Raw genomic sequence first — 12,800 nt, forward strand, 5'->3', positions numbered from 1 at the left:
CGGCCTGCCGCTGCGCGTGCGCATCACCAAGGTGTCGGACAAGGACGCCGAGGCCCTGCTCGAGGAAATGGGCAACCTGGGTCAGGTGCGCGCCAGCGAGCGCGCCAATGGCACGCTGACCGTCTGGGTCGACAGCACCTGCACGCCCGACGATATCGAGGCGGTCTGCTGCTTCATCGTCGACGCCGATCAGCTGAACATCGCCCGCGAGGCGGCTCCTGGCGCATCGGCGCCGGCGGCCCCGGTCGAGCAGTTCGCGCAGGCGGCCGAGCAGTTCGCCGCGCAGGCGCAAGCCCAGGCGCCGGCGCCGGCTGCTGTCGCGCCGGCTCCGGCCGCGCCCGCCGTGGCCGAGTCGGCCGCCGCTGCCGAAGCCATCACCCAGGCGGCGCGCGCCACCCGCGCGGCGCCCGCGCACGCGGACAAGGAATCGACTTCCATCCGCGTCGGCGTGGAGAAAGTCGACCAGATCATCAACCTGGTGGGCGAGCTGGTCATTACCCAGGCCATGCTGGCGCAGACCGCGTCCACGCTGGATCCTGTGCTGCATGACCGCCTGCTCAACGGCATGGAGCAGCTCGAGCGCAACGCGCGCGACCTGCAGGAAGCCGTGATGTCCATCCGCATGATGCCGATGGACTACGTGTTCAGCCGCTTCCCGCGCCTGGTGCGCGACATCGCCGGCAAGATGGGCAAGCAGATCGAACTGCAGACCTACGGCCGCGCCACCGAACTGGACAAGAGCCTGATCGAGCGCATCATCGATCCGCTGACGCACCTGGTGCGCAACAGCCTGGACCACGGCATCGAGACGCCCGACAAGCGCGTGGCGTCCGGCAAGGATCCCGTGGGCCAGCTGGTGCTTTCCGCCCAGCACAACGGCGGCAACATCGTGATCGAGGTGAGCGACGACGGCGCCGGCCTGAACCGCGAGAAGATCCTGAAGAAGGCCATGTCGCAGGGCCTGCCGGTCAACGAAAACTCGCCCGACGACGAAATCTGGCAACTGATCTTCGCGCCCGGCTTCTCCACGGCCGAGAAGGTCACGGACATCTCCGGTCGTGGCGTGGGCATGGACGTGGTGCGCCGGAACATCCAGGACATGGGTGGCCACGTGCAGCTGTCGTGCGAGCCGGGCAACGGCACCACCACGCGCATCGTGCTGCCGCTGACGCTGGCGATCCTGGACGGCATGTCGGTGCGGGTGGGCGAAGAGACCTTCATCCTGCCGCTGAACCATGTGACCGAATCGCTCCAGCCGACCAACGACCAGATCTATTCGGTCGCCGGCAACGAGCGCGTGATGCAGGTGCGCGGCGAGTACCTGCCGCTGGTCGAGATGCACCGCGTGTTCTCCGTGGGCGGCGCGCAGACCGATCCCACCCAGGCCATCGCGGTCATCATGCAGGCCGAGGATCGCCGTTTCGCGCTGCTGGTGGATCACCTGATTGGCCAGCACCAGGTGGTGGTCAAGAATCTCGAGTCCAATTACCGCAAGGTGCCCGGCATTTCGGCGGCCACCATCCTGGGCGATGGCAGCGTGGCCCTGATCGTCGACGTATTCGCGCTGGCGCGCGCCAACCGTGAGCGTTGGTCGCAGCCCGAAGCCATTTTGAATTGATGGAGAATGAACCTCATGGCAGCCAAACCGCAAGCGCAGGCCGCGCGCAATGAAGATGTCGGCAGCGAGTTCCTGGTCTTCACGCTGGGCGACGAAGAGTACGGCATCGACATCCTGAAGGTCCAGGAAATCCGCGGTTATGACGCGGCCACCGTGACCCGCATCGCCAATGTCCCGCCCTTCATCAAGGGCGTGACCAACCTGCGCGGCATCATCGTGCCGATCGTCGACCTGCGCATCAAGTTCAACCTGGGCAGCGTCGAATACAACGAGCAGACCGTGGTCATCATCCTGAACCTCGAGCGCCGCGTGGTCGGCATCGTGGTCGACGGCGTGTCCGACGTGCTGATGCTCAACTCCGGCCAGATCCGGCCCGCGCCCGAGTTCGGCGCCACGCTGTCCACGGAGTACCTGACGGGCCTGGGCACGGTCGACGAGCGCATGCTCATCCTGGTCGATATCGAGAAGATGATGACCAGCGACGAGATGGCGCTGGTGGAGAAGGTCGCCTCCTGAACGGGGCGGCAGGCAGGATGAACGGACGAGGCGTCATATTGAACCCGATGTGACGCTTTCCTCAACGATTGCAGTCAGGGAGTGGTTCTTGTGATGCGCAAGTTTTTCGCGAACATGACGATACGCGCCAGCCTGTTGTGGGTGCTGGCGTTCTTCTCTTTCATGTTGGTGATCGGTGCCGCGCTGGGCGTGTTGTCCCTGCGCATCAGCAACGGTACGCTGGCCGAACTGAAGCAATCGCAGGAACTGGACGACGCGCTCGGCCGGGTGGTCCTGAGCTACAAGGACGCGCTCAACGGCCTGAGCCGCGCGGCCTCTTCCAATTACGCGGACATCGTGCGCAACGTCGGCCAGGCGACCCTGCCGGCGGCGGGCCTGGCCGGCGAAGCCGCCGGCCTGCTGCAGCGGGCGAAGGCCTCCCTGAATAAGGGCCAGGCCGAGTACGAGTACTACAAGAGCCTGGCCAAGCCCGCCGACGCGGCCGAATCGCTCAAGGAAATCGAAGAGTCCTACAGCATCCTGATCCAGCAGGGCCTGAACCCGCTGGCCGCCACGCTGGAAAAGGGCGACATGCCCGGCTACCAGACGCAGGTGCAGATGGTGCAGGACACGCTGGAAGGCCGCTTCGCGCGCGCCATCGAGGGCTTTGACTTCTGGCGCGCCAGCAAGACGCTGGATGCCTTCGAGGTCGCCCAGGTGCGCTACCAGTTCGTGCTGATCGCGGTCAGCGCCGGCGGCGTCATCGCCGCGCTGCTGGTGTTCGCCACCTATGTGTTCCTGCGCCGCCGCGTGCTGCAGCCGCTGCAGGAAGCCGGCCACCATTTCGATCGCATCGCCGGCGGCGACCTGACCGCCCGCATCGAGGCGCGCAACACCAACGAGATCGGCCTGCTGTTCGCGGCGCTCAAGCGGATGCAGGAGAGCCTGACGCGCACGGTGTCGGCGGTGCGTCGCGGCGTGGACGAGATCAACGTCGGTTCGCACGAGATCGCGGCCGGCAATACGGACCTGTCCAGCCGCACCGAGCAGCAGGCGGCCTCGCTGGAAGAGACCGCGGCCTCGATGGAGCAGCTGGCCTCGACCGTCAAGCAGAACGCGGACAACGCGCGCCAGGCCAATCAGCTGGCGGCCAGCGCGTCGGACGTGGCCGAGCGCGGCGGTTCGGCGGTGTCGGAAGTGGTGACGACGATGCACGGCATCTCGGCCAGCTCGCGCAAGATTTCCGAGATCGTGTCGGTGATCGACGGCATTGCGTTCCAGACCAACATCCTGGCGCTGAACGCGGCGGTGGAAGCGGCGCGGGCGGGCGAGCAGGGCAAGGGCTTCGCGGTGGTGGCGGGCGAAGTGCGTTCGCTGGCGCAGCGCAGCGCGCAGGCGGCCAAGGAGATCAAGGGCCTGATCGAGGATTCGGTCGGCAAGGTCGGCGCCGGTTCGCAGCAGGTGGAGCGCGCGGGCGCGACGATGCAGGAGATCGTGGCGTCGGTCAAGCGCGTGACGGACATCATGGGCGAGATCTCGGCGGCGTCGGAAGAGCAGTCCAGCGGCATCGACCAGGTGAACCGCGCGGTGTCACAGATGGACGAGGTGACGCAGCAGAACGCGGCGCTGGTGGAAGAGGCCGCGGCGGCCGCGGGCTCGCTGCAGGAACAGGCGCAGCGCCTGGCCGAGGCGGTGGCGGTGTTCAAGATCAACGCCGGCGAGGTCATCGAGGTGCCGGCCCACCGTCTTTCGGGTCAGCGTTCGTCCGCGGACGGCACACGGTTGCAGGCGCCCGACGCGCTTGCGCTTGAACACTGAGGCTAGCGGTGGCGACAGCGGCAAATGCGGCGCCGTCCATTTCGGTGGACCGCCAATTCGATTTCCGGGACGCGGACTTTTCCCGCGTCCGCAAGATGATTCACGAGCGCGCCGGCATTTCGCTGGGCGCGCACAAACGCGAGATGGTCTACAGCCGCCTGGCCAGGCGGCTGCGCGCCTTGGGGCGGCAGGATTTCGCCAGCTACCTGGACCAGCTGGAGCGCCAGCCCGACGCGCCGGAGTGGGAAGACTTCATCAATGCGCTGACCACCAACCTGACGGCCTTCTTCCGCGAATCGCATCACTTCCCGATCCTGGCCGATTTCGCGCGCAGCCGCGGCGGCCCGGTATCGATCTGGTGCTGCGCGGCCTCGACCGGAGAGGAACCGTATTCCATCGCCATCACATTGGCCGAAGCGCTGGGTCCGCGCGCCTCGTCGTCCACGGTGCTGGCCACGGACATCGACACCAATGTGCTCAACCGGGCCCGCGCCGCGGTCTATCCGGCCGAGCGTGTGGCGAAGATGGAGGAGTCGCGGCTCAAGCGCTTTTTCCTGAAAGGGCGCGGCGCCAATGCCGGCCAGGTGCGGGTGCGGCCCGAGATCGCGGACATGGTGCGCTACGACACCTTGAACCTGCTGGCGCCGTCCTGGCCCATCAACGAGAAGTTCGACGCCATCTTCTGTCGCAACGTGATGATCTATTTCGACAAACCGACCCAGGCCAGGATCCTGGAGCGGTTCGTTCCCTTGCTCAAGCCGGGCGGCCTGCTGTTCGCGGGCCATTCGGAAAACTTCACCTACATCAGCCAGGATTTCCGCCTGCGCGGTCAGACGGTCTATGAATGCGGGGGCCGGGCCTAGGCCCGCCCAGGCGGCAAAAAATGCAGAAAATCAGAGTCTTGTGTGTGGACGATTCCGCGCTGGTGCGCGGCCTGATGACAGAGATCATCAACAGCCAGCCGGACATGGAGGTCGTCGCGACCGCGCCCGATCCGCTGGTGGCGCGCGAACTGATCAAGCGCCACAACCCGGATGTGCTGACGCTGGACGTCGAAATGCCGCGCATGGACGGGCTGGACTTCCTTGAAAAGCTGATGCGCCTGCGGCCCATGCCGGTGGTGATGGTGTCGTCCCTGACCGAGCGCGGCGGCGAAATCACGCTGCGCGCGCTGGAGCTGGGCGCCATCGACTTCGTCACCAAGCCCAAGCTGGGCATCCGCGACGGCCTGCTCGAATACACCGAGATCATCGCCGACAAGATCCGCGCCGCCTCGCGCGCCAAGCTGCGCGCGCCGGCGCCGCACGCGCCCGCGGCCGCGCCGGCCCCGGCGCTGCGCCGCCCGCTCTCCAGCTCGGAAAAACTGGTGATCGTGGGGGCGTCCACGGGCGGCACCGAAGCGATCCGCGAGGTGCTCCAGCCCCTGCCGCCGGACAGCCCGGCGATCCTGATCACGCAGCACATGCCGGCCGGCTTCACGCGGTCCTTCGCCCAGCGCCTGGACGCGCTGTGCGCGGTGACGGTGCGCGAAGCCGTGCATGGCGAACGGGTCCTGCCCGGCCACGTCTATCTGGCCCCGGGCGGCGACACGCACATGCGGCTTGGCCGCAGCGGCGCCAACTACGTCATCGAACTGGACGCCAGCGAACCCGTCAACCGCCACCGCCCGTCGGTGGACGTGTTGTTCAATTCGGCCGCGGTGGCGGCGGGCAAGAACGCCATCGGCGTCATCCTGACCGGCATGGGCAAGGACGGCGCCGCGGGCATGCTCGCCATGCGCCGCGCCGGCGCCCACACCATCGCGCAGGACGAAGCCAGCTGCGTGGTGTTCGGCATGCCCCGCGAAGCCATCGCCATCGGCGCGGCCGAAGAGGTGGTTTCGCTTTCCGCGATGAGTGAGCGCATTCTGACTCGCCTGGGAGACCGCGGCCACCGCGTTTGACGCGGGTTTTCGCGATCGTTCCCAAGCACATTTCTTTTGGAGTAGGAAGATGGTAGACAAGGGCATAAAGATTCTGGTGGTGGATGACTTCCCCACCATGCGGCGGATCATCCGCAACCTGCTCAAGGAGCTGGGTTTCGAGAATGTGGATGAAGCCGAGGACGGCGCCATCGGGCTGGAGAAGCTGCGCAACGGCGGCTTCCAGTTCGTGGTGTCGGACTGGAATATGCCCAACCTCGACGGCCTGGAAATGCTCAAGCAGATCCGCGCCGACGCCGCGCTGGCCACGCTGCCGGTGCTGATGGTGACGGCCGAGGCCAAGAAGGAAAACATCGTCGCGGCGGCTCAGGCCGGCGCCAACGGATACGTGGTCAAGCCCTTCACGGCGGCAACGCTGGAAGAGAAGCTCACGAAGATCTTCGAGAAAATCGCAGGCTGAGGTGCGGCATGAGCACGACGGAAAATGTTGATCCGGCGGAATCCCCAGATCTGATCCACCGCATCGCCTCGCTCACGCGCATGCTGCGCGACAGCATGCGCGAACTGGGCCTGGACCAGGCGATCAAGGACGCGGCCAACGCGATCCCCGACGCGCGCGATCGCCTGCGCTACGTGGCGCAGATGACCGAGCAGGCCGCCAACCGCGTGCTGAACGCGACCGAGGCGGCAGGCCCGATCCAGGACGGCATGTCGCGTTCGGCGCAGTCGCTGGACAGCCGCTGGCAGCAGTGGTTCGACCAGCCTCTGGAAATGCCCGAGGCCCGCGAGCTGGTCAAGGACACCCGCGCGTTCCTGCAGGATGTGCCCAAGCAGACGCAGGAGACCCAGTCCAAGCTGATGGAAATCATCATGGCGCAGGACTTCCAGGATCTTACCGGCCAGGTCATCATGCGCATGATGGACGTGGTGGGCGCGATCGAGCGCGAGCTGCTGCAGGTGCTGCTGGACAACGTGCCGCAGGAGCGGCGCGACGAGGCCAACAGCCTGCTCAATGGTCCGCAGGTCAGTCCGCAGGGCAAGGCCGACGTGGTCACCAGCCAGGACCAGGTCGACGATCTGCTGGCCAGCCTGGGTTTCTAGGCGGCCGCGCGCCGCCGGCGGGCCACGCCGGCGGCGCCTGCCATCGCCCGCATGGATGATTTCCCTTAAATGCGGGCGCCAGGGCGGGTGATAGACTCTCGGCCATAAGAACCAGAATCAGGGCCATGCAGCGAGAGACAGGACGCGCGCCTGCGCGTCCAGGCAACGGATCTCCACAGAAGACGATCCGGGCCGGCACTAGGAGAGTATCTTGGCCAGATCCATATTCCGCCTGGGCGGCATCTGGGGCTTGTTGCGCCGCCTGAACCGGGGCGAGGCCGTGCTGTCGGAGCGCGCGCTGTCGCTCAGTCCGGCCGCATGGCCGCTGTATCGTTTCCTGGGTTCGATGCGCCAGCGCATCGCCACCGTCCGCCAATCCAGCATCGAGATCGCGCTCAACGCCGCGCGCACCCAGTTCCAGGCCGGACGCTGTTCGGCGCTGGCGCAGGAGCAGGCGCGCGCCGCCGGGGCGCTGGCCGCCAGCGGCGCGCAGATCGCCGGCCTGTCGGCGTCCACGTCCACGCACGCGCGCGAGATCGCCGAGGTGTCCGGACAGAACCTGCAGGCGGCCGAGCGGGCGCTGGCCGAGCTGTCCGAGGTCAAGGAACGGGTCGACCGCATGAATCGCGAAATGTCCGCCTTCACCGAGGTGGTGGGGCAGCTGACCGTGCGCGCGCGCTCGGTGGGCGACATCAGCAAGCTGATCAAGGACATCGCCTTACAGACCCAGCTGCTGGCGCTGAACGCCGGGGTCGAGGCCGCCAGGGCGGGCGACGCGGGCCGGGGCTTCGCCGTGGTCGCCAGCGAGGTCGGCCGCCTGGCCGAGCGCGTCAACGCGGCCACCAGCGACATCGGCAGGCACACCGGCGAAATGTTGGAGCTGGTCGATTCCACCGGCCGCCAGACCGACACGCTGCGCGCCGACGTCGAGGCCTCGGGCGAGGTGCTGACGCGCACCAGCGCCGATTTCGACCGCTTCGTGCATGATTTCGAGGGCATGAATCGGCAGGTAGGCGAAGTGGTGCAGGCGATCGGCGAGGTCGACGCCACCAACCATGGCATGAGCGAGGAGGTCAGCCGCATCGCGGCGCTGGCCGCCGACGTGCTCGAACGCGTCGGCAGCATGTCTGGCGAGATCGACCGCATCCGGCGTCAGACCGAGAGCGTGCAGGAAGTGCTGGCCGCCACGCGCACCGGCGACACGGCCTTCGACCTGCTTTCCGAGGCGCTGGACGCCTTCCGCGAGCAGGCAGTGCGCCTGCTGGAAGGCGCGCGCAAGCGCGGGCTGGACGTGTTCGATCGCCACTACCAGCGCATCGCGCAGAGCGATCCGCCGCGCTACCACACGGTCTACGACCAAGGCATCGACGAGGCGCTGACGCGGCTGCTGGACAGCGTGCTGGAAGCCATTCCGGGCGGCAGCTACGCGCTGCTGGTCGACGCGCGCGGCTACGCGCCGGCGCACAACAGTCGTTATTCGCACGCGCCCACGGGCGATCCGAAGGTGGACATCGCGCGCGCGCGCCACAAGCGCATCTTCGACGACCCGGTGGGCCAGCGGCTGGCGGCCAACACCGCCGGGCAACTGTTCCAGACCTATTCGCGCGATACCGGCGAGATCGTCAATGACATCTCCGTCCCTGTTTATTTGGGGCCGGAGCACTGGGGCGCGGTGCGGATCGGGCTGGACTATGCCCGTTTCCAGGCGGCGACGGAGCAGGGCGCCCGGGCCGGCGCCCATCCCCTGGCCGCCGCCGGCTGAACGGCGCCGGCGGGGTCGGCCGGGACGCCGTCGGACCCGGCCCGGCGGCGCATTGCGGAATAGCGCCGCTTTCCCCCCGTTTCTTGGCTTATCGCGAAAAGGCCAGGCCACCTAGAATCTCGGCGGGCAGCTCGTAACCGGAAAATCCACGGGCGCCGACACCACCGCAGAGCATGGCCGACGAAAGCGACCTCGAGAAAACCGAAGCCGCCTCTCCCAGGCGCCTGGAAAAGGCGCGCGAGGAGGGGCAGATCGCGCGTTCCCGGGAACTGGGCACGTTCATGATGCTGGCCGCCGGCGTCGCGGCGATCTGGCTGGGCGGCGGCTCGCTGTACCGGGGCCTGAGCGGGGTGCTGCGCAACGGCCTGGCCTTCGACCAGCGCGTGCCGCTGGATCCGGGCGTGATGGTGGAACAGGCCGTGCAGGGCTTCGGCCAGGCGCTGATGACCTTGTTGCCGATCTTCGGCCTGCTGGCCGTGATCGCGGTGCTGTCCAGCGTGGTGCTGGGCGGGATCGTGATCTCGGGCAAGCCGCTGCAACCCAATCTGTCCAAGCTCAGCCCGCTCGCCGGCCTCAAGCGCATGTTTTCCTCGCAGACGGTGGTCGAGCTGGTCAAGGCGCTGGCCAAGGCCCTGCTGGTGGGCGGCGTGGCGGTCTGGGTGATCTGGCGCTACCACGACGACATGCTGGGCCTCATGCACGTGGCGCCCTCGGCGGCGCTGACGCGCGCGCTGACCATCGTCGCAATCTGCTGTGCGCTGATCGTGGCCTCGCTGGCGGTGATCGTCGCGCTGGACGTGCCCTGGCAGATCTGGAGCCACCTGAAGAAGCTGCGCATGTCCAAGGAAGACGTGCGCCAGGAACACAAGGAAAGCGAGGGCGACCCGCACGTCAAGGCGCGCATCCGCCAGCAGCAGCGCCAGGCCGCGCGCCGCCGCATGATGGCCGACGTGCCCAAGGCGGACGTGGTGGTGACCAACCCCACGCACTATGCCGTGGCGCTGCGGTACGACGAATCGAAGAGCGGCGCGCCGCGCGTGCTGGCCAAGGGCACCGGCCTGATCGCGGCCAAGATCCGCGAGCTGGCGGCCGAACACAAGATTCCCACATTGGAAGCGCCGCCGCTGGCGCGCGCATTGCATCAACACGTCGAGCTGGGACAGGAAATCCCGGCCGAGCTGTATACCGCGGTGGCCGAAGTGCTGGCGTGGGTGTTCCAGTTGCGCTCGTGGCGCGCTGGCTGGGGGACCGAGCCGACCGCGCCGTCCCGCCTGCCTGTGCCGGCCGCGCTGGACCCGCAAGCCAAGACCGCAGCTCAAGGAGTCTAAGGAATGAGCGCTCTGCTCTCCATGCTGAAGAACAATGGCGCCGCGCACGCGCGGATCCTGGCCGGCCCCATCCTGATCGTGATGGTGCTGGGCATGATGGTGTTGCCGCTGCCCACTTTCCTGCTCGACCTGCTGTTCACCTTCAACATCGCGCTGTCGGTGATGATCCTGCTGGTGGCCATGTTCACGCGCAAGCCGCTGGACTTCGCCGCCTTCCCGGCGGTGCTGCTGTTCGCGACGCTGCTGCGGCTGTCGCTGAACGTGGCCTCGACCCGCGTGGTGCTGCTGCACGGCCATACCGGCCCCGACGCGGCGGGCAAGGTGATCGAGGCTTTCGGTCACTTCCTGGTGGGCGGCAACTTCGCGGTCGGGATCATCCTGTTCGTGATCCTGACCATCATCAACTTCATCGTCATCACCAAGGGCGCGGGCCGTATCGCCGAAGTCGGCGCGCGCTTCACCCTGGACGCCATGCCCGGCAAGCAGATGGCGATCGACGCCGATCTGAACGCCGGCCTGATCGGCGAGGACGAGGCCCGCAAGCGGCGCGCCGAGGTGTCGCAGGAATCGGACTTCTTCGGTTCCATGGACGGCGCCAGCAAGTTCGTGCGCGGCGACGCCATCGCCGGCCTGCTGATCATGGCCATCAACATCATCGGCGGCCTGATCGTGGGCGTGGCCCAGCACGACATGTCGATGAGCGATTCGGCCCGCGTCTACACGCTGCTGACGATCGGCGACGGCCTGGTGGCCCAGATCCCGGCGCTGGTGATCTCGACCGCTGCTGGCGTGGTGGTGTCGCGCGTGTCCACGGACCAGGACATCGGCCAGCAGATGATCAGCCAGCTGTTCTCCAACCCCAGCGTGATGTTCCTGACCGCGGGCATCATCGGCATCATGGGGCTGATCCCGAACATGCCGCACATCGCCTTCCTGACGCTGGCAGGTGGCCTGGCGTGGGGCGGCTGGGCGCTGAACAAGCGCCGCAAGGCCGCCGAGGAAGCCGCGCGCGAGGTGCCGCCGCAGGCGGTGTCGCAGGCGCAGGCCGCGGCCGCCGAGGCCAGTTGGGACGACGTGTCCATGGTGGACCAGCTGGGGCTGGAGGTGGGCTACCGGCTGATTCCGCTGGTCGACCACGCGCAGAACGGCGAGCTGCTGCACCGCATCCGCAGCCTGCGCAAGAAATTTGCCCAGGACGTGGGCTTCCTGCCGCCCGTGGTCCATATCCGCGACAACCTCGAACTCAAGCCCAACGACTACCGCATCCTGCTGTCGGGCGTGGAAGTGGGCCATGGCGTGGCCATGCCTGGCCAATGGCTGGCGATCGATCCGGGCGGCGTGACCATGCAGATCAAGGGCACGCCCACCACCGACCCGGCCTTCGGCCTGCCGGCGCTATGGATCGACGGCGGCTTGCGCGACCAGGCCCAGGTGGCCGGCTATACCGTGGTGGACGCCGGCACGGTCGTGGCCACCCACCTGAACCACCTGATGCACCGCCACGGCTCCAGCCTGCTCGGCCGCCAGGAGGTGCAGCAGTTGCTCGAACGCATCGGCCGCGACTCGCCCAAGCTGGTCGAGGACCTGGTGCCCAAGACGCTGTCGCTCACGGCGCTGCAGAAGGTGCTGCAGGGCCTGCTGGCGGAAGAAGTGCCGATCCGCGATATGCGCACCATCATCGATACGCTGTCCGAGCATGGCCCGCGTCTTGCCGCGCTGGCGGCCGCCACCGGTGGCCAGCCCGACATCCAGGAACTGATCGCGCTGACCCGCCGCTCGCTGGGCCGCGCCATCACGCAGCAGTGGTTCCCCGGCGAGGGCGAGCTGCGCGTGATCGGTCTGGACGTCAAGCTGGAACGGGTGCTGGCGCAGGCGCTGACCACCAGCGGCGGCCTGGAGCCGGGCCTGGCCGACACCTTGCTGCGCGAGACGCATGCGGCGCTGGAGCGCCAGGAGTCGCAAGGCAACGCGCCGGTGCTGCTGGTGTCGCCGGTCCTGCGCGCGCCCTTGTCGCGCTTCCTGCGGCACCACCTGCCGCAGCTGGGCGTTTTGTCGAATACGGAAATACCGGATGAGCGCATGGTCCGCGTGACGGCGCTCATCGGCGGAGGTAACGGGGCATGAAGATAAGCCGTTTTTTCGGGCTGAACAGCCGTGACGTGATGCGCCAGGTGCGCCAGGTGCTGGGGCCGGACGCGCTGATCGTGTCGAACCGCAGCGTCGACGGCGGCATCGAGGTGCTGGCGACCGTGGACGGCGCCTTCGACGAGGCCGCCGGACAGGCGCAGCAGCCGCCGCAACAGCACGCGTCGCAACAGGCGCCTCAACCGGCCACGCATCACGCGCCCTATCAGGAGCAGACGCCCGCCGTCATGCCGCCGACGGCCTATCCGGCGCCGTCGCGCCCGATCGCCGCCTACCAGTCGGCCTATGCCGCGTCGGCACTGCCGGAAGACGAGGACGAGGCGGGCATGATGCCGGCGTCCGCGCCCGCCGCGCCGGTGCGCGTGGAAATTCCGCCGCTGCCGTCCGCCGCGCCGGTGCGCATGGAGATGCCGCCCTTGGCGCCAGCCGCGCCGGTGCGCATGGAAATGCCGCCATTGCAGGCGGCGCCCCAGGCCCGCGCGCCCGCCATGCCCGCGGTGCCGCCAGTGGCGCCTCAAGGCTACGCGCGGCCTCCGGCGCCGCAGCAGCAGCCCATGCCGCAGCAACACGCCGCGCCGCAGCCGCCGGCGATGCCGCCCGCGTATCGGGCTG

At 68.0% G+C, this 12,800-nt stretch carries 10 protein-coding genes and 1 pseudogene; all 11 read left to right on the forward strand.

The annotated features are described in order from the left end of the window. The coding region (gene cheA / locus ACEU5R_RS30780; RefSeq protein ID WP_392413609.1) for a chemotaxis protein CheA at window positions 1-1,618 on the forward strand (1,618 nt) is incomplete at its 5' end. Between the two features lie 15 nt (window positions 1,619-1,633). Beyond that, window positions 1,634-2,134 carry a chemotaxis protein CheW gene (gene cheW / locus ACEU5R_RS30785; protein ID WP_103276433.1) on the forward strand — a complete coding sequence of 167 codons (501 nt, stop codon included), beginning with the start codon at window positions 1,634-1,636 and terminating at the stop codon, window positions 2,132-2,134. 93 nt (window positions 2,135-2,227) lie between these two features. Next, on the forward strand, window positions 2,228-3,931 hold the full coding sequence (locus ACEU5R_RS30790; RefSeq protein WP_392413610.1) for a methyl-accepting chemotaxis protein: 1,704 nt from the start codon (window positions 2,228-2,230) through the stop codon (window positions 3,929-3,931). A gap of 8 nt (window positions 3,932-3,939) precedes the next feature. After that, entirely contained in the window at window positions 3,940-4,794 is an 855-nt protein-coding gene (locus ACEU5R_RS30795) for a CheR family methyltransferase (RefSeq protein ID WP_199770846.1), read from the forward strand. Between the two features lie 20 nt (window positions 4,795-4,814). Further along, complete coding sequence (locus ACEU5R_RS30800; RefSeq protein ID WP_103274012.1) at window positions 4,815-5,873, forward strand: chemotaxis response regulator protein-glutamate methylesterase; 1,059 nt, start codon at window positions 4,815-4,817, stop codon at window positions 5,871-5,873. A gap of 49 nt (window positions 5,874-5,922) precedes the next feature. After that, window positions 5,923-6,312 (forward strand): chemotaxis response regulator CheY, encoded by a 390-nt coding sequence (gene cheY, locus ACEU5R_RS30805; RefSeq protein ID WP_103274013.1) that lies wholly within the window; start codon window positions 5,923-5,925, stop codon window positions 6,310-6,312. 8 nt (window positions 6,313-6,320) lie between these two features. After that, window positions 6,321-6,953: a protein phosphatase CheZ gene (gene cheZ, locus ACEU5R_RS30810; RefSeq protein ID WP_103274014.1), complete on the forward strand. Its 633-nt coding sequence runs from the start codon at window positions 6,321-6,323 to the stop codon at window positions 6,951-6,953. Window positions 6,954-7,164: 211 nt separating this feature from the next. Next, window positions 7,165-8,715 (forward strand): methyl-accepting chemotaxis protein, encoded by a 1,551-nt coding sequence (locus ACEU5R_RS30815; RefSeq protein ID WP_392413613.1) that lies wholly within the window; start codon window positions 7,165-7,167, stop codon window positions 8,713-8,715. A gap of 173 nt (window positions 8,716-8,888) precedes the next feature. Next, a complete protein-coding gene (gene flhB, locus ACEU5R_RS30820; RefSeq protein ID WP_392413614.1) occupies window positions 8,889-10,043 on the forward strand; it encodes a flagellar biosynthesis protein FlhB in 1,155 nt (384 codons plus the stop codon). A 3-nt stretch (window positions 10,044-10,046) separates the two neighbouring features. Further along, on the forward strand, window positions 10,047-12,167 hold the full coding sequence (gene flhA, locus ACEU5R_RS30825) for a flagellar biosynthesis protein FlhA (RefSeq protein ID WP_392413616.1): 2,121 nt from the start codon (window positions 10,047-10,049) through the stop codon (window positions 12,165-12,167). Further along, window positions 12,164-12,800, forward strand: a pseudogene (locus ACEU5R_RS30830) (flagellar biosynthesis protein FlhF); the annotation flags it as partial. The gene flhA and the pseudogene ACEU5R_RS30830, both read left to right, overlap by 4 nt.

Origin of the sequence: Achromobacter sp. 413638, assembly GCF_043119405.1 — a bacterium.
GTDB lineage: Bacteria > Pseudomonadota > Gammaproteobacteria > Burkholderiales > Burkholderiaceae_B > Achromobacter.